Source organism: Paenibacillus sp. FSL R5-0908 (assembly GCF_038006245.1).
Lineage (GTDB): Bacteria > Bacillota > Bacilli > Paenibacillales > Paenibacillaceae > Paenibacillus_AQ > Paenibacillus_AQ odorifer.
In genome coordinates this window covers 645,251-666,929 of sequence record NZ_JBBOUV010000001.1, presented here as the reverse complement: position 1 = coordinate 666,929, position 21,679 = coordinate 645,251, and the positions used below count along the sequence as shown (strand labels likewise).

Here is a 21,679-nt window from a genome sequence, read left to right as displayed (position 1 = left end):
CAGGACCTTCTGCAGCTAATCAGACGAATGAGGTGAATTTCTCTTGAAGAAAATAGTCATTTTGGGCGGCGGCTACGGCGGCGTACTCACGGCTAAGAAACTGGCAAAGAAATTTAAGAAAAACAAAGATGTTGAAATTACACTGATCGACCGGAATCCATATCACACTCTATTGACTGAGCTGCATGAGGTTGCCGCGAACCGTGCTCCAGAGGATTCAATCAAGATCGATCTTAAGAAAATTTTTGCGGGCCTTAAAGTAGATGTTGTTCTTGATGAGATCAGCAATATCGATTTCAAAAGCAGAAAACTTAAGTCCGATAAAGCTACCTACGCTTACGATTACCTTGTAATCGGCACAGGTAGCAAACCAACCTTCTTCGGCATTCCAGGCGCAGAAGAAAACACCTTCTCCTTCTGGTCTTACGATGATGCGGTAGCATTGAAACGCCAAATCCGCGATATGTATACCAAAGCGGCTATGGAGAAAAATCCAGCTGTACGCCGTGCTATGCTGACCTTCGTTATTATCGGTGCCGGCTTTACTGGTGTCGAGCTGGTTGGTGAAATGGCTGAACAACGCGAGGAATTATGCAAGGAGTTCTTTATCGACCCATCCGAAGTAAGACTGATTGTGGCTGATATGGCTCCGAAGATTCTGCCTATCCTTCCAGATAAGCTGATTCAAAAAGCTGAAGCTCGCCTTCGTAAGCTGAACGTGGAAATCGTTACTGGCGCTAAAATCACCGAAGTAGGCAATGGTAGTGTTGCCCTTGGTGAGAAAAACGTCGTCGATTCGCAAACAATTGTTTGGACTGCTGGTGTTGAAGGCTCCGAAATCGTTGGTGGACTTGAAGTTCAACAACAAGGCCGCAAACGGATTGTTACGAATGAGAACCTGGAAAGTGTAGATCATAAGAACGTCTACGTAGTAGGGGACAACATTTTCTACATTCCTGAAGGTGAAACTCGTCCTGTACCACAAATGGTTGAGAACGCTGAACAAGCCGCTCCGATTGTTGCTGGCAACATTGCCGCCGACATTCAGAACACTGCTAAAAAAGCTTACAAACCAGGTTTCCACGGTACAATGGTCTCCATTGGTAGCCGCTACGGTGTAGCAAACGTTGGTCTGCCAGGTAAGTTCTTTATGCTTACCGGATTCATGGCAATGCTATCTAAACACTTTATTAATATGTTCTACCTGTCTCAGGTTGTCGGATTCAATAAAGTATGGACATATATGATGCATGAATTCTTCCATGTTGAGAACCGCAAGAGCTTCTTGGGTGGTCACTTCTCCAAACGTTCACCTAATTTCTGGCTCGTTCCACTTCGTGTTCTACTTGGTGGTATGTGGTTATACGAAGGTATTGAGAAGATCCAAAAGATTTGGAAAGATCCAGATAAGATTTTCTTGATTCCAGCTGCTCCTTTTGCAACGGATGCTTCATCAGCAGCCAGTGTTGCAGTAGATGCAGTTAAAGACACCGTAGATGCACAATCTGCAGCTTCAGCAGTATCCACTGCAAAAGAAGCAGTTGAAGCGTTGCCTGTACCTAACTTCGTATACAACATTACAAACTGGTTCATGGATTTGATGTTCTACAACAACGACGGAAGTTATACTTTCCTCGCGAAATGGTTCCAAATCGGTATGGTATGTGCAGAAATCGTCTTCGGTATTATGCTCATCGTTGGTCTCTTCACAGCACTTGCTTCTATAGCGACCGTAGGCATGTCGGTCATGATTTGGTCAACCAAAATGGCCTCGACAGAAATGTTATGGTACGTTGCTGCTGGTATTGCCTGCATCGGCGGATCGGGAAGCACACTTGGTCTAGACTACTATGTACTTCCTTGGCTTAAGAAACAGTGGAAGAGAATTCCGCTCGTCAGACGATGGTATCTATACACCGACTGATAATAAAACCCTGAATTTGTGTAATTTATCATATAGAACATATGTGCAAATTGTATTTTATTAGGGTTAAATATGGATATACTTCAGAGTAATGTGTCCCTAGGACACATTACTCTCCTTATTTACAAGAAGAAAATAACCTTCCTAATCCTAGGAAATGGTGGTTTTTTCTTGAATGAATGGTTTTGTAGGGATGATCGGGTATGGTTTCTTCCGGCAAAACCGACAAGAAGGAGAGAATCTTGTGAACAAACAACTCATAGAAGATACCCTCCGGTTGTTGCATACTGAAATGTCACCTATTGCCGGAATTGAGCTTCAGCCCTCTCCGGCTGCATGTGAACAGCTAATCTCGGTACTGGAACGCCATGATCTGGAATACAGCCGCAAAGTCAATTTGCTGGGTATTTACACTATTCTCACTTTGGCAGCAGAGCGCCATATGGAATGTATCCCACATCATCCCGACCTTACACGCAACATTTTGGATGGAGATTATTTGTATAGCTTTTACCTGCAGTTTGCGGTGAAATGCCGTGAGCTCGACTTAGTTGCTTATCTAGCTCCTTCGATCAAAAAAATGCAGATTAGACGGTCAAATGGAGACTTCGCGGAACATGATCCAGCTACTGGAATCGAAGAGTTCTTGATTCAAGAGTGCAGACAGCGTAGTCGCACAAGCAAAGCCATTTGACAGGTGGGATCCATAAATGAAGCTGCATGAGGCCTTAAATATAGACATAAATGAAATCAACCGCGAAATCGTAAACCTTGTGGCGCGTGATAAAGATGTACCTAAGAAATCTCAGCTCGCGCAAAGTGTTCTAGAGCTTATAAATTCCGGTGGTAAACGCCTTCGTCCCCTCATGGTCATTGTTGGCAGTCGGTTTGGCCGTAAGGATACCGGTCGCAGAGCGCTTCAATTAGCTGCTGCTGCTGAATTTATTCATGCCGCCTCATTAATTCATGATGATATCATTGACCGTTCAGAGTTACGGCGGGGCGTACCCGCCTTACATATTAAGACGGGTACATTGTCAGCAGTACATGTTGGTAATTACATGTCCGCTCGGGTCATCGAGCTGCTGAGCAAATATACAGGAGATAAAAACAGATACGTTCATGACTTATCCTCTGTAGCCACCGCTCAGCTGTGTCTAGGTGAATATCAGCAAATGGAACATGCTTTTGATTATGAAATTACAATGGATCAGTATTTGGAGAAATCCTTAAACAAAACCGCTCTTCTTATGGCAACCTGCTTACGGGTTGGTGCATTGTCCACTGAAAGCACCGAAGAAGTTGCCAATCTCCTTTATAATTTTGGAGAAGCCTTAGGGATGTCCTTTCAGATACAAGATGACTTGCTAGATTTCACACAGTCCGCCGATGTCCTAGGCAAACCTGCCGGTAGCGACCTGCGACATGGTCAGGTCACCCTGCCAGTGCTGTACGCCTTGCAGGACCCTAAGCTCTCGCCTGTGATCCGTGCAATCGGCCCGGATTCTTCCGACGCCGAGGTAGCATATGTGCTCACCCTAATTAACAATAGCGATGCCCTCGCTCGCGCTGAAAGGGTCAGCCAGAACTATCTGGATAAAGCTGCAGCTATTGTGCAGCAGCTCTCCTCCTACCCGGCGCATGCTGATCTGGAAACGTTGCTGCAATATTTTGCGGACCGTGATCGCTAAAGCGTACGTTCTAATACAAATAAAAACGGATACCTCCCATTCACTTGGGGGTATCCGTTTTTTTTGATTTAGACACATCATTTTATTGATCTTGTCGCAAATTCAACTGCTATTTTTCCGCTTCAACAGGACAAGCTAAACACGCAAACACAGCGTAGCGCACATGAGCTAGTCTAGTCATTCTACTCCATCGGATATAATTAGGTAAAACCTCCCTAAAATTAGTTAATAATCGTTCGAAAACCACGATATTAGGGAATTCCTCCCTAATATCGTCCACTTTAGCATGCTTTTAAGAGTAACTAGCTATATTTCAGGGACAAATTCCCTAAACCAGAGTCAAAAGATAAAAAACTCAATAAGATTAGGGAGGTTTTCCCTAATCTTTGCATTCAACTCCTGGCTTCCCCCTTACAGAGCCGGGACCGAGTCAACACAAAAAAGGAAAGCTAGCGTAGCCAGCTCTCCAATTCCCTTGCTTACCCCTTTTGGGTAGGCTATTGTCTTTTGTTGTTAGTTGAGGGCAATGCGCCAATGCTCAGCCAGCTCCCTAACTAACATAGAAAAAATCAATCAGCGTGCACAATAATATCACTATGCTGATCACCTGATTTAGATTATAAGAAGCCACCTTCATCAGCTTACGATTCGAGGGTTTTATAATCTTATGCTCGGTCATCAGTAGCAATGTAGCGATGCCAATCCCAACTAAATACATCCAGCCGAGATCCTGCCATACGTATAGAAATAATAGCAGCATAATCATAATGAAATGTAGACCTTTGGCGATACGCAGCGCATTCTCTAATCCAAAGAAGCTCGGAATAGACCATAACCCATGCCGCCGGTCAAATTCAATGTCCTGAGTGCCGTAGATAATATCAAATCCGGCAATCCAGAGCATAACTACCGTCCCGATCACAAACGGTGTAAATGCGATATTTCCGGTTACGGCAAACCATGCACCAATCGGTGCGGAAGCAATAACAAAGCCTAAATATAAATGGCTGAGAAAGGTAAAACGTTTTGTATAAGAATAAGTCGATATTAACACGATTGCTACCGGCGATAAGAGCAGGCAGAGCAAGTTCAGCATGCCTGAAGCCACAATAAAGATGGCATAATTGACAATAACAAAGACAACCACTTCTTTTTCTGCCAATAACCGTTGTGGCAAATGCCGATGTGCCGTACGAGGATTCTGTTCATCAAACGTACGGTCTGCCAGCCGATTGAATGCATTAGCGCCATTACGGGCACCGATCAATGCAATCAGACCCCAGATCATCACATGCCCTGATGGCCAGCCCCCAGCGGCCCACACCATCGAGATAATGGCAAACGGCAGCGAAAAAAGCGTATGAGAGAACATCACCAGTTCACTGAACATTTTAAGCTTTAGGCCTGCAGTTTTAAAAATGTTTAGAATAGCCATTCGTTTTCCTCTTTCTTCGCTACTTGAAATTCATTGTATTAGTCATTAAGCTCCGCAAGGACTTCCTTCAGGTTGTTAAGCAGCCCGTCGATATCCTCTTCCGTAATAATCATCGGCGGTTGAAAGGCTAGTACGTTGCGTCCTATGCCATTTTTACCGATCAGGTATCCTCTGTCTTTCATCGCTTCCAGCACTTGATCTGTAAGCGCCGCAGAGCCTTCAGCATCCTCACCAGCAAGCTCCGCTCCCAACATAAGCCCAATTCCCCGTACATCCACAATAAGCGAAGGATAGATGTCTTGAAGGGTCTTTAGCCCTGCCTTCAATCGTTCTCCGAGCAGCACTGAGCGTTCAGGAAGCCGTTCATCGCGAATATAATCAAGCACAGCCAGCGCCGTTGCAGCAGATACCGGATTTCCTCCAAAGGTGGAAGCCGACGGACGGTTCAGCGCGAGGGCAATTTCATCCGTTGTCGCAAAGGCTGCCACCGGAATTCCATTCCCCAGTGCCTTGGCCATACTTATAATATCGGGCACTACGTCAAAATGCTCCATAGCAAATATTTTGCCTGTACGACCAAATCCAGTTTGAATTTCATCAGCGATCAGAAGTACGCCGTATCTCTCCAGCAACATTTTGACCTCGCTGAAATAGGTTGGCGTTGGCATAATCATACCACCATTGCCTTGGATTGGCTCTACGATCATTGCGGCGATACTATTCCCCTTCTCCTCAAGCACTCGCTCCAGAGATTCCAGGGATAGTGCAGCGGCTTCCTCCAGAGATAGTTCTGGATGATATGGGCGAGGAATAAACTCAACGTCATGATCCAAGTATTTATCGGTACGCCACATCGGCAGACCTGTCACACTCATAGTTAGATTGGTACGGCCGTGTAAACCACTCTCCAGTGCAATGAACCCTTTGCGTCCTGTATACATCCGGGCAAGCAGCAGTGCGCCTTCATTAGCCTCTGAGCCGCTGTTCACGAAAAAGGTTCGGCGTAGACCGCCTGGCATAACCTCTTCCAGACGTTCAGCCAAATCCACATTTGGCTGAGTTAAATAGATCGTAGACGTATGCTGCAGCTGCTGCAGTTGCTCAATCGTACGTCCAGTTATGGCTGGATTGCAGTGCCCACAGGCGACTACAGATACACCTGCGAAGAAATCTGTATATTGTTTGCCATTTTCATCATACACAAACTGCATCGAACCTCGCACAAGCTGAGGCGCATCGCGGTAAAAATGCTGTGTACACGGATAGAAATATTGCTTACGCTTTGCCGCTACGGCTTCTCTTCCGATGAATTCTTGTTGTTCCATGATTGATTCCCTCTCTTCTTGTGAAAATAGTAACTTATTCATAGAGTACTGTGCATTCTTCTTACTAGCAGACGGTATTTTCCCCCAAAAAATAGAATTAGTTAAATTGCAGCGAACCTAGAGTATAACCCGCATAAATGGGCTCAAGACCACCTAGCATATCATCTTTCACTTCATTACGATTCATAGCTTGTTGATAAGATATTATAATTTCACGCAACTGCTGAGCACTATATGTCGCTCCTTCAATACGGAAACTAGATATGCCTAGATCAATCATCTCACCAAGCAACGGTAAATAGCAGAGCTCTTTCGCAAACAAAAGATGGCAACGGCCGTGCTGATCACGATATACCGGATTTTCACCTTTGTCTGTTTTTAGAACCAATACATTATTGTGCACATATTGATTATCCTCTTCAGCGATAGGCTCCATTACTTCAGTATTCTCATAAAGATCGTGCTCCATATACATTAGTGCAGGTGTACCATGTACAACAACTTCCAAAGGCGTGTCACAACGCGAGGCAAAGGTAGCAAAGTGCTCCAGCGTCATTTCCGGTGAAACCGAAAGCTGAGTCAAACCTAATTTTGCATATAATTGGGCGGAAAGATGATTGTAGACATTTAAACTACCATCTCCAATTAACGGATAACCTGTAGAGCTGTATCTGCGAATCGCTCCCAAATTAGTAACGATTATACCGTCGATCGGCAAGCGTTCTCCACCAAGCAATTGATCATATTGATCGAAATGCAGCTCGGTCATCATGCGTGGCAACCCTAAATAGATTTTGCTATCGCCTTTTAGCTCACCAAGTTCCTTAATATCACGTTTTGTAAAAGGTCTGTCCGGTTCAAATACATCGCCCGGCAAGTATAAACTATCCACACCCAGCTCCAATACTACGCGCGCCTGTTCCATATTATTCACACGTACAGCCAGCTTCGCTTTTGTTGTCTTTGGTTTCTTTTCTTGCGCCAAACGTTCCCGCAATTCCTCTACACGTTTTTCAGATAGCTCACGTTCTGCGGTTGGGGTGCTAAATACTTTTCCAGTGCTATAGAATTTGCCCGTACCTTCATAACGACGGTTAATGTTAGCTAACCCTGGTTTACCAAAAGCATAAGCTGTCGAAAAGTCACGCTTGCGGTTGTTGTACAGCTCTTTAGTATCAACCGTACGATCAAAACCAATCGGATCATCGATATATCGGTCAATGGCTTCGCCGTAGCTATTCGCCAGCATCACCATAAAATCCTTATCACGCATACGGCCTTCTATTTTGAAGGAAGTAATGCCTGATTCAATCAATTCCGGAAGATGCTCATACATAAACATATCTTTGACAGCCAGTGGATATTCAGCAGGATATACATATCCGTCTTTTTTAACCCGATAATCCCAGCGGCAAGGCTTCATACATTTTCCCCGGTTGCTGCTCATACCAAAAACATGGGAACTGAAGTAACAATTTGCACCATGCACAGAGCACATATCCCCGTGAATAAAATATTCAAGCTCCATACCACTCCGCTGACCAAGCAGCTTAGCTGTCTGCAGGTCCATTTCCCTCGAGGTAACTACACGAGTTACACCCAGATCACGCAGCGCATAGATCATCTCCAGGTTGTGAACATTCATCATTACGGAAGAGTGAATAGGAAGGTTAAGCTCCATCTCCCGAATAAGCTCCAACACTGCCATATCCTGAACAATCAAGGCATCTGGCCGAGCACCATCAAGGAAACGCAGGTATTCTCTAGCTTCTTCCACATCTTCTTCACTAAAAAGATTATTCACAGTGATATACACTTTTTTGTCTAGACGGTGTGCGATATCAAGTGCCTCTACGATCTCTTCATGAGTAAGATTATAACCTTTGCGCATCATTCTCATATTCAATACAGGTCCACCAAAATAAACTGCATCACACCGTGATTGGATCACTTCCTTGAAAATCTCAAACGTTCCTGCGGGTGCGAGTAATTCAACTTCTCTACCGTTAAAATAACGTGCCATTCAAGTTCCCTCCCAAGTTGATACTACTAATAGGGAATGCGTATTATAACAAAGCTACTGCAATTCCCATGACTACAAACATCCCAATAAAAACAGTATCGAATTTGCCCCACCTTAGGCGGTGATACCGACTGCGGGGAGCATCCATGCGAAAACCGCGGGCTTCCATGGAATACACCAGATCCTGAGCACGCCTAAAGGCACTGGCGATAATCGGGACCAGCAGGGAGACTAACATCCGTCCCTTTTCCTTCAAAGGCAGCTCTTTTAGATCGGCTCCCCTTGAGGCCTGCGCTTTCATTATGATCTGCGATTCATCTAGAATCGTAGGAATGAAACGAAGTGAAATGCTGATCATCAGCGTGATACGGTCAGGGGATAAGCCAAGCTTTTTGAAGGGTGTCAAGATTCCCTCCAGCCCTTGATTCAGCTTCCCCGGCGTTGTTGTGAAGGTCAGAAGCGCTGTAAAGGTGATAAGAAAGAACATGCGGATGACCGAAAATGCCCCTAATCTTAGCCCTCCCTCATAGATAGACCAGGAGCCAAGAGTCAGCATTACCTCCCCTGTCTTTACAGACACCACCTGCACAATAAAGATAAACAACATTAAATAACGTAAAGGCTTAGCTGCTTTCAGGAAGTATTTAAGCGGAATCTTCGTTGAAGCCATAACGGCTATCGAAAAAATAGCCAGCACAGCCATGGCCATCCACGAACGTGAGAGCAGGATAACAGCTACGTATAATAGCATGCCAGTGATTTTGGCACGAGCATCCAGCTTGTGCACCCACGAACCGGTCTCAATACTCCGACCTAAGATCAGTTTCTCATTCATGGTCATCCCTCTTTCCATCGGGCTTACCAGTGCTTATGGATTCCGCTGGCAGCGAAGCTATAAGCTCTGCCAGACTCTCAGCCGTCAAGCGGGGGGCTTCATCCACAAGACCTAAATGATCAGCAACTGCACGCCAGTAACGAAGGGACTGCGGAACCGTCAAACCACACTGTTCCAGAATCGAAGGATCATCTGCAAGTGCCTTTACACTGCCCTGAAACGCCGTGCTGCCCTCTTTAAGTACAACCCAGCTGTCCGCATAGGGCAATAACTCATCCATCCGATGCGTAACGATAATGATCGTTCTGCCCTGCTCACGACATAATCGATCCAGCAAGCTGATTAGCTCTGCACGGCTAATGGGATCAAGCGTTGCCGTGGGCTCATCCAGAACGATGACCTCAGGGTCCATAGCTAGCACGGAAGCGATAGCCGCCTTACGCATTTGTCCACCGCTCAATTGAAAAGGATTCCGCTCTAGCAACGCGAGATCCAGCCCCATATCTGACATGGCCTGACGTGCACGCGACTTTGCCTCTTCGAGACTCATACCGAAGTTAAGGGGACCGAAAATGAGATCCTTCTCGACCGTATCCTCGAACATCTGCTGCTCCGGAAATTGAAATACCAATCCGACTCGGCGGCGCAGTGGCATTAGCTTAGGTGACTTCTCACCAGCCTGAATGGTTACATCAAGCACTTTTACCATACCCTCGGTTGGTTTCAGTATCCCGTTAAACAATTGCAGCAGCGTCGATTTACCTGAGCCCGTCGCCCCCGCAATACCAACCATCGAGCCAATGGGGACACTGAGATTAATGTCCCGGAGCGCCGTCAGCTTCCAGAGGCTTCGGTCAGCGTAGGTGTAACTTACTTGCTGTAATTCTATGGCCATAACGTGTCTATAAGCTCCTTTTCACTGGTCGGAACATCCACATGAATGCCCTGGTTCTGCAGCTCGCGTGCAAGGCGCCAAGGATAAGGTTCACGCAGATGGCATTTTTCCAGAAGCTCCTTGTTCCGGAACAACTCCGCCGGTGTAACATCTGCAGCCAAACTACCTCCATGCAGCGCAAGCACCCGATCCGATGCCAAAATCTCATCTGCATCATGCGTAATCATGAGGATCGTGTACTTCCCTTCTGCCCGCATATCCTGCAGAATGCCGAGAAGGTCATTTCTGCTTCCTTCATCCAACATAGAAGAGGCCTCGTCAAAAATGACGATGCCTGGTTCCATAGCAAGAATGGAAGCGATAGCAACACGCTGCTTTTGGCCTCCTGACAGCTCACCCGGATGCTTGGACAACAGATGATTTATTCCTAGTCTCGTCGTATAGGAGTGCAAACGTTCAGCCATCTCTTCGTACGGCAAACAAAGCCCTTCCAGGCCGAATAGGATATCTTCCTCTACAGTGGCTCCAATAAACTGATTATCCGGATTTTGGAACACCATTCCGATACATTGCCGAATACTGCCGATCGTTTCCTCACTAAGCAGCATGCCACTAACCACAATCTCACCAGCCCCCTTAGGCAGCAGAGCATTGAGCAGCTTGACCAACGTAGACTTCCCGCAGCCATTAGGACCAACCAAGCTGACCCATTGTCCTTGAGAGATAGATAACGTTATATTTTGAAGAATCGGATGCTCCGGATTATAGCCAAACGATACCCCATCCAGAGAGATGACTGCTTGTCCTTCTCCCTCTAAGTCTTGACCTTCGTATGATTCATTCATGTTAGTCATCCTTCCGCTGATGTGACTAATCAGTCCAAAAATTCTTCAAACAGCGATATTTTTGACAATGACGCCACCAAATAACGGACTGCATAGCCCACGGCAATTCCTGTTACTACCCCAGTGATCAGCAGCATGGGAAGATAATAAAAAATACTAAGTGATGCAAATACCATAGAAGCTGCCAGCAGCTGACCGATATTATGCGCAATCCCACCGGCTATACTAATTCCGATCAAGCTTATACTCTTACCTTTGCCACTAATCAGCATCAGCACAAACATAACAACAAAGCTAAAAAGTGAACCAAATAAACTAAACAGCAAGCTTGAGAAGGTACCTAGCAGAAATGCAGTAAGCAGTGTTTTGAGGATGACAAGCAGCAAAGCATCCCGTCCACGTAAAAAATAAATACAAGTCAAAATCATAATGTTGGCCAGCCCGAGCTTAGCACCCGGCACCAGTCCCATCCCGGATAACGGAATCTGTGCCTCTATTAAACTTAACACTACTGCCACTGCGGCGAAAATCGCAATAATCACTGTTCTTTTTAAAGCTGTTGCAGATTCACTACTGGACATAGGCATCTATATCATCCTCCCCCGACGCACTGGTGATTTCGACTAATACTCTATGCGGTAGACAGACAATCGTCTGTTTGGGCAGGGTAATAAAACCAAAACCTAGGCAAACTTTATCAGCGCAATCGGCATCGTACATTTCAATCCCGTAATCATGCACCTTCAAAATGTTATAGCCGCGTTCCGTGCGGACCTCAATGGTTTGTTCTTCTTTTGTAAGCTTTACCGTTTTAAATAACTCACCGTCCACCGTTACATTGGCTATGAGATTTTTACCGGCCCCACCTTTGTCATCATTGTCCGAAAACCATCTCGGTACGAGAAAAGCGAGCGCAGCAATCAATACGATGGAAATCAGCCACACATCTGCGCGTTTCATAAAAATCTCCCTTATTTTTTAATTAAAATCCAGACTTATTAATTATAACGGTCTACCCTCAATCCTTCAATCAATGTTGGAGTTTATTGTCAGTTTTAGAGAGCTGTTCACAAAATAGGCACGCAAAATAACCCCAGCAGACACAACCCATTCGTCTCTGGTATTTTCAGTTGTAGTTTGTAGCGTTTGCAAAAATACCCAACTTACATTTTAGCCCATTTGCACCGAGATCGCCCATCTCCTCTGGTTTACTAGCTTTTCCGGAATAATTCACAATTAACCCAATTTAAGTTACTTTCAAAATCTAAGCGCTCCTTATCGAGGTTTGTTTCTCTCTAGAATCAAATAAACCTTATCTTGGAATTGATTATTATATTTGCCTTTTAAACAATAGTGTGTTATATTTATATGGTATTTGTTTTTCGATATATTGAATATCCCCACCAAGAAGATGTCAGGCCGACTATTATACACATCGGCATTTTGGACAAAGAGGCTTTATGTTTTCTTGCAGTACTCTTCCTTTTTATGAGATTAAATTCGAAATATAGCATTCCGATTCACACTGGCGCGGTCAATGGAGCCGCAAGGGCAAAAGAGAGGTAGGGCTTTTGTCGTATTGGAAGGATTATTCTCGCCACACGGCTGCTGGAAATAACAAGGAATCAAGACACCCGTTACTCACGAACGGCGGGGGATGAATATAACGAGAAAGCATGACGGTACGTTCCTTATTCAAGGACTACGTCATGTGTGGAAAAATATAGGCGCCCGATAACCGCTACCTAGCGGATATCGGGCGCTGTCTACGTTCAGGACTTATTTTACATATCGACTTACAAAAGCTGTTACTACATCTATATACCCCGCCTTATCCGTATCATAAGACAATCCATGCCCCGCTTGCGGTACTATGAGCCTCTCTTTTGGACTCTGACATGCCTCATACAATTCATTCATCATAGCAAAAGGTACAAAGTTATCCGCATCCCCATGAATAAAAAGAATCGGAACCTTCGCTTTCCGCACTTGTTTTAATGCAGAGGCTTCACCAAAACCATACCCCGCCTTCAAGCGGGTAATTAGACTTGCACTTTGTACGAAAGGGAAACTTGGTAAGCGATACATGCGTCGTAGTTGGTAAGATAATTGTGCTTTTACTGAGGTATAAGCGCAGTCCGCAACAATAGCTTTTACCTGCGGCGGAAGATCTTCCCCTGAGGTCATTAGCACTGTAGCGCCGCCCATAGAAACACCGTGAAGCACAATTTGAGCACTGGGTCCAGTCTTTTTAATCATGTATTCAATCCATTGCAAATAATCTTTTCGTTCCGGCCAACCAAAACCAATGTAATCCCCTGCGCTATCTCCATGCCCTCTTGCATCGGGAATTAGGATGTTAAAGCCTAAGTTCTCGTAGTAGATTTTGGCGTACGCCCCCATATCCTTTGCTTTACCTGAATAACCGTGGGCTAGAATGGCTGTGCGTCCCGCAGCACGATTAGATTGGAGTAAGTAACCTCTTAGTTTAAGTCCATCTGCAGATACGATCTCAATATTCTCAAAGCTCTGGCGAGAGACCCAATCCTTCCCCTCCCCCCAAGAAGCTCCGGCAACCGGAGGATCAGCCTTCAGATTAGGATTATTACTTAGAAATACCTTTGGCGCTCGTTTAATAGCAATACCATAGAAGAAAAATCCCACATAGATTAGAATCCCTATGATGATTACAGCGCTAATAATGAACCATATCAATTCGCCTTCGCCATCCCCTCTTCATTTCTTTTGCAACAAGAGTATACCATCTACTTAGAATGCACCAAACTATCGCAATCATGACATACAAATAGAGCCGCCATCGGGACACCCCCCGAAAGCGACTCTATGTTGCTCTACCGTTTATTATTTATTCTTTTTGGAGAACTTGGTTCTCATTAATAATCCGATAAGTGCAAAACCTAAACCTGCTACATAGTAAGGTGCAGGACTTGATTCACCCGTCTTTGGCAATTCCTTCACAGGTGGCTTACCTAATGGGATCGTATCGTCTACTACGATGATTTCATCAGGTGTTGGTGTTGGTGTCACTGCCGGTACCGGACCTAATGGGATCTCATCATCATCAACAAGTACTTCTGTGCTATTCGACGGTGTTGGTGTTGGTGTTGGTGTTGGTACTGGCGCTGGTGTCGGCGAAGCTACAGGCCCAAGCGGCACAGGATCTTCTGCAAGAACTATAGTGCCAATTACGGATGATGGCGTTGGTGTCGGGAACACCGAAGTCTCTGGTGTCGACGTTGGTGTTGCCTCAGGCGTTACCGTTGGTGTTGGTGTTGGTGTTACCTCTGGCGTTACCGTCGGTGTCGGTGTTGCTTCTGGTGTTACCGTCGGTGTTGGCGTTGCTTCAGGCGTTACCGTCGGTGTCGGTGTTGCCTCAGGCGGCGTCACTGTTGGTGTCGGCGTCACTGTCGGCGTTGGCGTTGGTGTCGGCGTCGGCGTTGGTGTCACTGTTGGCGTTGGCGTCGGCGTTGGTGTTACTGTCGGTGTCGGTGTCACTGTCGGCGTTGGTGTCACTGTCGGCGTTGGTGTCGGCGTCGGTGTTGGTGTTGGTGTCACTGTCGGCGTCGGTGTTGGCGTCGGCGTCGGTGTTGGCGTTGGTGTCGGCGTTGGTGTCACTGTCGGCGTTGGTGTTGGCGTTGGTGTCACTGTTGGCGTCGGCGTTGGTGTCGGCGTCGGCGTCACTGTCGGTGTTGGTGTCGGCGTCACTGTCGGCGTCGGTGTTGGCGTCGGCGTCGGTGTCGGCGTTGGTGTCACTGTCGGCGTTGGTGTCGGCGTCGGTGTCGGTGTCGACGTTGGTGTCACTGTCGGCGTCGGTGTTGGTGTCACTGTCGGCGTTGGTGTCACTGTCGGCGTTGGTGTCACTGTCGGCGTCGGCGTTGGTGTTGGCGTCACTGTCGGCGTCGGTGTTGGTGTTGGTGTCGGCGTTGGTGTTGGTGTCACTGTCGGCGTCGGTGTCGGTGTTGGTGTCACTGTCGGCGTCGGTGTTGGTGTCGGTGTTGGTGTCACTGTCGGCGTCGGCGTCGGTGTTGGCGTTGGTGTTGGTGTCACTGTCGGCGTTGGTGTTGGTGTCACTGTCGGCGTTGGTGTCGGCGTTGGTGTCACTGTCGGCGTTGGTGTCGGCGTTGGTGTCACTGTCGGCGTGGGACATGGTGTTGGCGTCGGTGTCACTGTCGGCGTTGGCGTTGGCGTCACTGTCGGCGTCGGCGTCGGTGTTGGCGTTGGTGTTGGTGTCACTGTCGGCGTTGGTGTTGGTGTCACTGTCGGCGTTGGTGTCACTGTCGGCGTCGGTGTCGGTGTTGGTGTCGGCGTTGGTGTCACTGTTGGCGTTGGTGTCGGCGTTGGTGTCGGCGTTGGTCCAGGTTCATCACCATCGTATGGATAGTGGTGAAATTCACCACCACCAGTACCTTTGAGTGAAGCCGCCACTAAAGTACCGTTAATCTGACCATTAATAAAATCAACATGAGCATAGGGGGCAAGTATGCTTCCCATTACACCTATGCCTGCCATATCAAGATACGCAGCTTGGCTAAAGTTAAGCAAAATTTTCTTGCTGTTCAACACGTTATTAGGTAGAAATCCGAAGTTTTTCATTTTTACGTTAGAACCATCAATATTAATAATTGCAGTAGATCCTGAAGGAACATTTATTGTAATTCCGTAGGTATTAGAGACGTTATCTCCTGGAACATTAAAAACATTGACCGCAGGATCTGTACCTGTCAGGGTAAGGCTGCCATATTGGTACACTGTTGTTCCATTCGCCGGCAATGCTGCAAGTTCTGCTGATTTGTCCTTCAAAGACTGACCTACGGCTGAAAAGTCAATCGTACTCCCCTGTCTTTTTGTACCACCCTTGAGGAGCGTTACATTCCCTGAAAAATCTCCCCCGTACACGATATTCCCATAAACAGTACCTCCGTTGAAAGTAAGATTCCCTCCAACAACAAGTGTGTCAGTCAGGGAAACCTCTGCAGCGTTCAACCTATCTCCAACACTATAGTTGGTTAAGTTAACGTTACCTCCAGCAGCAAACCTTCCTTCCGTATCCGAAACTGTTGTTATATCCCCTAGAATAAACACGTTGTAGACCGCTGCAATTCCCAATGTAGAAGAACTACTAGCTCCAGCAACTCCAGCTCCCAATGAGGAAAGCCCACTACCTACCGTCAAAATCCCAGCTAATACAAGCGAGAGTAACGGTTTTATTCTTCTTTTCAAATGGCACACCTCCTAAAACTATGATTTATATTAATCAGAATAATTACCAGAAACTCTAAAGGACCTAACAACAAAAAAGACCGCCAAAAAGAAGTGGAATTCCCTTCTCATGGCAGTCGGACGGTCATTGTGCCTTTAAGACACTTTAGACTCCTGGACTTTGCGTCCCGCCCTTTCAGACGGTTTGCTATTATCATGACTATATATATGTATTACACTGCAAGTCCAGAACTGGTAGCTGAAGCATTCTATCCAATAACAGTCTATGACTTTTAATACTTTTGAATTAATAACAGTTTAGCGCCCGACACCCACAATTGTCAATCAATTCCTTTCGATAATCCCCCCGCATTAGTACCACACAAAAAAAGCGCCTAAAGGCGCTTCGCATAAGGTTTTTCATTAAATTTTAAAGTAACTGTATATAGCCCAATATGGATATCCATAAGGGAACACTCAGAATTAAACCAAAAAACAATCCACGCTGGAGGCTGCCCTCTTTTTCCATCATAATTCTCCTTTATGTGCGTCCGATATATTAATTTTTATTATTACAATTTTTAATATAATTTATTCTTCGTTATTTAGTTGTGAATTTAATCACATTGGATAAGCTGTTTAGAAATACCATTGATTATTTTTGGAATATCGGGGTAGAATACGAATATACGTTCCTATTAGAGGTGATGAGATTCATGCATAGAGCAGAAAGCAGGGACAACATGCTGGTGAAATCTTATTTATTGCTTCCGATGATTTTATCAGCTTTCGAACGGGACTCCGCCATTTTATCTACACACTTACGAACACCCGCCCCTTATCTGGAGGTGCTTGGAACAGCTGCTGCAGTAGCTACAACAGATCTAAGGGATGTTCGTGCAGAAATGAGAAGACGGGGAATCAAGGTGTATGAGCAAAACAGACTTAATACGGGAATTGAAGCCAAGTATATATGTCGTGGCTATCACGAACGAATGCTGCTGTTGAATGACATTGTTGCGGCTCAGGCTGCCATCCATATGCGCAGATACCTAGGGCTGGATATTTCATCTTTTAAGAGTTACGAAGAACAGTACCAGATTAAGTAAAGCTGTATAGAAGCCGCTGCGCTCTCTCCCCCCAATCAATTAGTGAACAAAAAAATAGGCCTTACCATGGGAGTTGGCAAGACCTGAGAGAGATATACCACAAAACACTGGGGGGTGTTTGGTGTCTCTAATATATACCTCGAACCTGAAAAAAAGCTGATAGGCACATAAAAATTACATTAAAAATATTGTTCGCCGTTCAGAAGTGATTAGAGTGCTCCCACAAGCTTAGCCGACCTTTAGCTGGAATCGGATGGCTTAATGGATGAACCCCTTCAAGCTTCCAAGCAAACCGTCCTTCGCTATAGTCGCCAAAATCATATTCGTTCCCATTGATCCATTCCCTTAAATCCACCTCTGGAGTAACCACATAACATCCCGCGAGCTGACCTGTAGCAATAATAGCTCCTGTCGGCAAATTATTCGCTGTATAGCCATGTCTCGCCAATACTGATTTGTACGGTTCCTGTTCACAAATCTTTTTGTCGATCCGCATCCCGGCATGAATGCCTAACTCGCCGCGGTAGGCTGTTCTCCATGAACGAGTTTCAAACTCTTTTTCACCAAGAGCAATTAAGGTCGCCCAAGGCTGCCGTATTGTTATACACCGCATGATAATTATCCTCTCCTACGAATGACCCTGAAACGATCACCTTAGGCTTGCATATTCAGAGTATGGTCACAGTAATTCATAAGTATAATTTATGGTCTCAAAAAATTCATGCTAGTAATCAAAATATGGGTAATTCCAAAAATAGCACATGGAACGAGGAGGAGATAGTTTTTCATCCAAAGTCCAACGAAAAAGAAATACAAAGGCGGCATGCTTGCAATTCCTAGTATCAGTAACCACGGAGCAACCACCCCATTATAATAGAGCATCCAAGAAATATAATAGGCTGCCAAAAACAAAACTGCTAGTCCAATGTAAAGGTTGCTGTTACTTCCTTCGCCTTTGTTTATCAGAACAACCATAAGAATAACCGTCAACACTCCAAACAATCCTTCTATAATATTCAATGTTTTATGGGTGGAACTGTTTCCAGTAAGCACATTATTTGCAGGAGGCACTAACATCCAGATTATATTAGGAAGTAGCTGTAAAGTGTATAATAAAAGGCCTTTCAACGAAAACTGAAATCCATATTTTATCATAATATTCCCCTCCCAAAACTTAATGTATGCTATAAGAACATTCATTTTTATTATATACAAACAAAAGTTCTAAATATCAATATTATAGACATTCACCTGTAACTCCCCCCAATTTAAACAAATAAAATAATTAAAATTGATAAAGGAGAATATAGTTTGTATACTAATCAAATAGTTAGTGTACAAACTATGTAAAGAGGGGAATTAATTTATGGACAACCCAGGACAGTTATTAATAAGAGTAAGTCTTGAAATGAAAAAAAGCTTAACAAAAAAACTTTTACTTTATAATGTAACAGCTCCTCAATGGGCCGTATTAAAAGATATATCTATTCATTTAGAAGGAACAACTCCAGCTATGATTGCAGAGCGAACTTACTCGGATCGCCCTACAATAACGGGTATACTCGAGCGACTTAAAGCAAAAGGGCTTCTGGACATTAGAGATAATCCAAATGATAAACGATCAAATCTTGTATTCATTACAGATTCGGGAATGATAATTAAGAATCAAATAGAAGTTCTTAGTGACGAAATCATGGATAACGCACTTAAAAATATTTCTGAACAAGAAATGTCCACGTTTATGAACGTGCTTAAAACGATCTATTTAAATATTAGTTAGGGAAGTGAAACTTATGATTCTAATCACAGGGGCAACCGGTAATGTAGGACGTGAAGTGGTTAACGAACTAAGGAAAAGTGAAACACCTTTTAAAATTGCCTCCCATCGAAAGGACAGTGAGTATGTTTATTTAGATTTTGAAAATGCTGATTCTTTTCGTCCAGCGTTAACAGGAGTGAAAAAATTATTTTTACTGCGCCCTCCTCATATAGCTGACTCAAAAAAATATTTCCAACCTCTCATAGATATCGCAAAGGAAGTCGGAGTTGAACACATTGTGTTTCTATCCCTATTGGGCGTAGAGAAAAACCCAATTGTTCCACACCATAAAATAGAAAAAATCATTAAAAAATCAGGAATTCCATATACTTTTTTACGCCCAAGTTTCTTCATGCAAAACTTAATTGCTCAACATGGGGAAGAGCTACGTAAAGAAAAGGAGATCTATGTACCCGCAGGAAAAGGCAAGACTAGCTTTATCGATGTTCGTGATATCGGTACTGTAACAGCTAGAGTCCTAACTGAGAATGGTCATGAAAATAAAGGTTACTCGTTAACGGGGACTGAAGCGCTAGATTACTATGAAGTAGCTGAAATTTTATCTGAAGAGCTAGGAGAAACAATCAAATATGTTAATCCATCCGTTCTTCAGTTTAGAGATAAAATGTTAACAAAAGGAATCCAAAAAGAATTTGTTACTGTTATGATTGGAATTTACTTCACAGCAAAAATTGGATTAGCCAAAAAAACCACGCCTGATTTAGAAATATTACTTGGTAAAAGACCCATTACATTCAAAGAATTTGCACATGACTATAAGTACGAATTAGTTTAATCATGGAGGTTTTTGGGCTAAACCATCAGGAAAGTTGCACCTTCTAAATATAAAAAAGGCGATGAGATTAAAGTGTTTTTTGAAGTAAGTGATGATTCATTCCCTGCACAAGTTACCGCCAAAAAAATCACCAAAATCAAGAATTGAGCAAAAGAATAGAATCTACTATAAAGAAGCGGCGTCTCCAAAAGGGGCGGCGCTTCTTTGTATAGATTTAAGGAGAAATCCATATTTATAAATTTACTCTGTGCAAAAAAGTGACCCCACCAACTTCCGGCAGGGTCTAGATCTATTTTATAAGGGGGTTATGTATTTACTATAATCCTCATAGCTTAAATAAGTATGAAGCCCGTCTAAAGATTTGCTGAAATATTATTTTTTTATCGAAACCGATCAAATATAGTAACGTATCAATCTTAATTTTCAAATTACTACATATACAAAATGGAGGTGTGTATAAAGATGAAAATATTCAGTCTATTGCTTGTAGCATTGTCTTCCATTGGTGTAGTTGCCACATTCGGATTTTCAACATTCAGCTTAATCACAGGAATTATAGGGGGGCTTATTTCAGCATTTGCAATTTCAGGCTACTTGCAGTCTGTCAGACGTGATTACCCCAATGAGAGCTATGAGAACAAACATGTTAAGTATCAGTCGAACTATAATACTTGGTAAGCAAAAGTCCCACCTTAAACTGATGGTAGAAGAAACAAACGAGGGATAACGGCTAGCTGTAGAAGTGCTTTCACCGAAAATTCATTCCTTAGTTCATAGATTACATGAGCTTTGTCTTGTTTGGTGATTTCCCCTTGTTTTGAACCTCTAGTTCAATCTGTGCAGGATATGATGTATAACCCTTTTTAAAAGCTTCTTTCCCATGATGTTCATATTAACTAATCCAATTACTGTATGACAATTAAATAGAAGAGAGCTGCTAAAACAAACCGGTATAGAGCAAACCACTCCAATCGAAGTCGCTTAATCAGTTTGATGAACGTCACTACTGCAATCATTGCCACAAGAAAGGATGTCGCAAAGCCAATTAACATTAGAAGCAAATCGTCAGAACTCAGCAAATCACGACTATCGTACAAATCCAACAAGCTTGCACCAAACATAACTGGCACGGAAATAAGGAATGTAAAATCTGCAGCGGCTTTTTGGCTAGTGCCAAGCAACAGGCCACCTGAAATCGTCGAACCTGATCTCGAAAATCCCGGCCATAACGCCAAGCATTGGAACAGACCAATTCCGAAAGCCTGTTTATAATTAATCTCATCGATAGTACCAGCGGTTTCAGTCCGCCTATTCCGCGCTGCAATGATCATCAACACACCACCAACAACTAGACCGATCAAAACAGGGGTTGGGCCAAATAATTGGCTTTTTATTGTGTCCTTGAAGAGAAGATATAGGATTAATGCTGGTAACATAGCCAAAATCATATGAATGACATTTAATCCTTTGCTTTTGGAAAAATCCATTCTAATCATATTAACCCCAATCTCCAAATACCTTTTCCAATAAAGAATTAGAACTGCCATCACTGCACCCAACTGAATAACAATTTTAAAAGTTATTGCAGCATCACCCTCAAAGCTAAGCAAATCGCCTGCTAAAATAAGATGTCCAGTAGATGATACTGGTAAAAATTCAGTTAAGCCCTCTATTATGCCAAGTATTATTGCCTTAATTACGTCAGTCATCATTGGATTGTCCCCTTACGGAAATAAAATCATTTAATTTCCAGTATAAGGGA

The 21,679-nt window shown here is 44.1% G+C and carries 20 protein-coding genes and 1 riboswitch; of the genes, 7 read left to right on the top strand and 13 right to left on the bottom strand.

The features are described from left to right. Positions 1-43 precede the first annotated feature (43 nt). The 3 genes from MKZ09_RS03085 to MKZ09_RS03075 all read left to right on the top strand — a co-directional run bounded on the left by MKZ09_RS03085 (position 44) and on the right by MKZ09_RS03075 (position 3,615). Positions 44-1,924: an FAD-dependent oxidoreductase gene (locus MKZ09_RS03085; RefSeq protein ID WP_076124507.1), complete on the top strand. Its 1,881-nt coding sequence runs from the start codon at positions 44-46 to the stop codon at positions 1,922-1,924. A 175-nt stretch (positions 1,925-2,099) separates the two neighbouring features. Beyond that, positions 2,100-2,618 carry a hypothetical protein gene (locus MKZ09_RS03080; RefSeq protein ID WP_081389156.1) on the top strand — a complete coding sequence of 173 codons (519 nt, stop codon included), beginning with the start codon at positions 2,100-2,102 and terminating at the stop codon, positions 2,616-2,618. A gap of 16 nt (positions 2,619-2,634) precedes the next feature. Further along, positions 2,635-3,615: a polyprenyl synthetase family protein gene (locus MKZ09_RS03075; protein ID WP_076138208.1), complete on the top strand. Its 981-nt coding sequence runs from the start codon at positions 2,635-2,637 to the stop codon at positions 3,613-3,615. A 550-nt stretch (positions 3,616-4,165) separates the two neighbouring features. Here MKZ09_RS03075 and MKZ09_RS03070 read toward each other — a convergent pair. The 10 genes from MKZ09_RS03070 to MKZ09_RS03025 form a co-directional block, all read right to left on the bottom strand. Next, on the bottom strand, positions 4,166-5,050 hold the full coding sequence (locus tag MKZ09_RS03070; RefSeq protein ID WP_036681005.1) for a UbiA-like polyprenyltransferase: 885 nt from the start codon (positions 5,048-5,050) through the stop codon (positions 4,166-4,168). Between the two features lie 38 nt (positions 5,051-5,088). Beyond that, positions 5,089-6,375 carry an aspartate aminotransferase family protein gene (locus MKZ09_RS03065; protein WP_076207453.1) on the bottom strand — a complete coding sequence of 429 codons (1,287 nt, stop codon included), beginning with the start codon at positions 6,373-6,375 and terminating at the stop codon, positions 5,089-5,091. Positions 6,376-6,472: 97 nt separating this feature from the next. Then, positions 6,473-8,398 (bottom strand): peptidase U32 family protein, encoded by a 1,926-nt coding sequence (locus tag MKZ09_RS03060; RefSeq protein ID WP_076138203.1) that lies wholly within the window; start codon positions 8,396-8,398, stop codon positions 6,473-6,475. A gap of 43 nt (positions 8,399-8,441) precedes the next feature. Further along, entirely contained in the window at positions 8,442-9,233 is a 792-nt protein-coding gene (locus MKZ09_RS03055; RefSeq protein WP_076138201.1) for an energy-coupling factor transporter transmembrane component T family protein, read from the bottom strand. Beyond that, a complete protein-coding gene (locus tag MKZ09_RS03050) occupies positions 9,226-10,128 on the bottom strand; it encodes an ATP-binding cassette domain-containing protein (RefSeq protein ID WP_076207455.1) in 903 nt (300 codons plus the stop codon). Before MKZ09_RS03050 ends, MKZ09_RS03055 begins: the two co-directional genes overlap by 8 nt. Beyond that, on the bottom strand, positions 10,119-10,973 hold the full coding sequence (locus MKZ09_RS03045) for an ATP-binding cassette domain-containing protein (RefSeq protein WP_076207458.1): 855 nt from the start codon (positions 10,971-10,973) through the stop codon (positions 10,119-10,121). Before MKZ09_RS03045 ends, MKZ09_RS03050 begins: the two co-directional genes overlap by 10 nt. Positions 10,974-11,002: 29 nt before the next feature. Further along, positions 11,003-11,560, bottom strand: coding sequence for a Gx transporter family protein (locus MKZ09_RS03040; protein ID WP_076124520.1), 558 nt, complete (start codon positions 11,558-11,560; stop codon positions 11,003-11,005). After that, on the bottom strand, positions 11,544-11,933 hold the full coding sequence (locus tag MKZ09_RS03035) for a NusG domain II-containing protein (RefSeq protein WP_036681022.1): 390 nt from the start codon (positions 11,931-11,933) through the stop codon (positions 11,544-11,546). The genes MKZ09_RS03040 and MKZ09_RS03035 overlap by 17 nt, the downstream gene beginning before the upstream one ends. Positions 11,934-12,752: 819 nt before the next feature. Beyond that, a complete protein-coding gene (locus MKZ09_RS03030; protein WP_305953786.1) occupies positions 12,753-13,688 on the bottom strand; it encodes an alpha/beta hydrolase in 936 nt (311 codons plus the stop codon). 147 nt (positions 13,689-13,835) lie between these two features. Next, a complete protein-coding gene (locus tag MKZ09_RS03025; protein WP_341040595.1) occupies positions 13,836-16,214 on the bottom strand; it encodes a choice-of-anchor A family protein in 2,379 nt (792 codons plus the stop codon). A gap of 108 nt (positions 16,215-16,322) precedes the next feature. Further along, a riboswitch (cyclic di-GMP riboswitch) is annotated at positions 16,323-16,413 on the bottom strand. Between the two features lie 496 nt (positions 16,414-16,909). On the opposite strand from MKZ09_RS03025, the gene MKZ09_RS03020 reads away from it, so the two are divergent. After that, a complete protein-coding gene (locus MKZ09_RS03020; RefSeq protein WP_051491249.1) occupies positions 16,910-17,302 on the top strand; it encodes a hypothetical protein in 393 nt (130 codons plus the stop codon). Positions 17,303-17,501: 199 nt separating this feature from the next. Here the strand turns inward: MKZ09_RS03020 and MKZ09_RS03015 are convergent, their stop codons facing one another. Continuing rightward, positions 17,502-17,915 carry an ASCH domain-containing protein gene (locus MKZ09_RS03015; protein WP_076138195.1) on the bottom strand — a complete coding sequence of 138 codons (414 nt, stop codon included), beginning with the start codon at positions 17,913-17,915 and terminating at the stop codon, positions 17,502-17,504. Between the two features lie 89 nt (positions 17,916-18,004). Continuing rightward, complete coding sequence (locus MKZ09_RS03010; protein WP_076138193.1) at positions 18,005-18,457, bottom strand: hypothetical protein; 453 nt, start codon at positions 18,455-18,457, stop codon at positions 18,005-18,007. A gap of 211 nt (positions 18,458-18,668) precedes the next feature. Between MKZ09_RS03010 and MKZ09_RS03005 the strand changes: the two genes are divergently transcribed. From MKZ09_RS03005 to MKZ09_RS02995, 3 genes are all read left to right on the top strand, one after another. Further along, positions 18,669-19,082 carry a MarR family winged helix-turn-helix transcriptional regulator gene (locus MKZ09_RS03005; protein ID WP_076207460.1) on the top strand — a complete coding sequence of 138 codons (414 nt, stop codon included), beginning with the start codon at positions 18,669-18,671 and terminating at the stop codon, positions 19,080-19,082. A 13-nt stretch (positions 19,083-19,095) separates the two neighbouring features. After that, entirely contained in the window at positions 19,096-19,917 is an 822-nt protein-coding gene (locus MKZ09_RS03000) for an SDR family oxidoreductase (RefSeq protein ID WP_076207463.1), read from the top strand. 462 nt (positions 19,918-20,379) lie between these two features. Continuing rightward, the gene (locus MKZ09_RS02995; protein WP_076207465.1) at positions 20,380-20,595 is read left to right on the top strand and encodes a hypothetical protein; all 216 of its coding nucleotides are present in this window, start codon (positions 20,380-20,382) and stop codon (positions 20,593-20,595) included. Between the two features lie 227 nt (positions 20,596-20,822). On the opposite strand, the gene MKZ09_RS02990 is transcribed toward MKZ09_RS02995, so the two are convergent. Continuing rightward, positions 20,823-21,626, bottom strand: a complete 804-nt coding sequence (locus MKZ09_RS02990; RefSeq protein ID WP_076207471.1) for an undecaprenyl-diphosphate phosphatase — start codon at positions 21,624-21,626, stop codon at positions 20,823-20,825. Between the last annotated feature and the right edge of the window lie 53 nt (positions 21,627-21,679).

Coding starts and splice junctions, on each gene's coding strand:
- MKZ09_RS03080 (WP_081389156.1), top strand. CDS start 2,100: ATGAATGGTTTTGTAGGGATGATCGGGTATGGTTTCTTCCGGCAAAAC.
- MKZ09_RS03075 (WP_076138208.1), top strand. CDS start 2,635: ATGAAGCTGCATGAGGCCTTAAATATAGACATAAATGAAATCAACCGC.
- MKZ09_RS03070 (WP_036681005.1), bottom strand. CDS start 5,050: ATGGCTATTCTAAACATTTTTAAAACTGCAGGCCTAAAGCTTAAAATG.
- MKZ09_RS03065 (WP_076207453.1), bottom strand. CDS start 6,375: ATGGAACAACAAGAATTCATCGGAAGAGAAGCCGTAGCGGCAAAGCGT.
- MKZ09_RS03060 (WP_076138203.1), bottom strand. CDS start 8,398: ATGGCACGTTATTTTAACGGTAGAGAAGTTGAATTACTCGCACCCGCA.
- MKZ09_RS03055 (WP_076138201.1), bottom strand. CDS start 9,233: ATGAATGAGAAACTGATCTTAGGTCGGAGTATTGAGACCGGTTCGTGG.
- MKZ09_RS03050 (WP_076207455.1), bottom strand. CDS start 10,128: ATGGCCATAGAATTACAGCAAGTAAGTTACACCTACGCTGACCGAAGC.
- MKZ09_RS03045 (WP_076207458.1), bottom strand. CDS start 10,973: ATGAATGAATCATACGAAGGTCAAGACTTAGAGGGAGAAGGACAAGCA.
- MKZ09_RS03040 (WP_076124520.1), bottom strand. CDS start 11,560: ATGCCTATGTCCAGTAGTGAATCTGCAACAGCTTTAAAAAGAACAGTG.
- MKZ09_RS03035 (WP_036681022.1), bottom strand. CDS start 11,933: ATGAAACGCGCAGATGTGTGGCTGATTTCCATCGTATTGATTGCTGCG.
- MKZ09_RS03020 (WP_051491249.1), top strand. CDS start 16,910: ATGCATAGAGCAGAAAGCAGGGACAACATGCTGGTGAAATCTTATTTA.
- MKZ09_RS03015 (WP_076138195.1), bottom strand. CDS start 17,915: ATGCGGTGTATAACAATACGGCAGCCTTGGGCGACCTTAATTGCTCTT.
- MKZ09_RS03010 (WP_076138193.1), bottom strand. CDS start 18,457: ATGATAAAATATGGATTTCAGTTTTCGTTGAAAGGCCTTTTATTATAC.
- MKZ09_RS03005 (WP_076207460.1), top strand. CDS start 18,669: ATGGACAACCCAGGACAGTTATTAATAAGAGTAAGTCTTGAAATGAAA.
- MKZ09_RS03000 (WP_076207463.1), top strand. CDS start 19,096: ATGATTCTAATCACAGGGGCAACCGGTAATGTAGGACGTGAAGTGGTT.
- MKZ09_RS02995 (WP_076207465.1), top strand. CDS start 20,380: ATGAAAATATTCAGTCTATTGCTTGTAGCATTGTCTTCCATTGGTGTA.
- MKZ09_RS02990 (WP_076207471.1), bottom strand. CDS start 21,626: ATGACTGACGTAATTAAGGCAATAATACTTGGCATAATAGAGGGCTTA.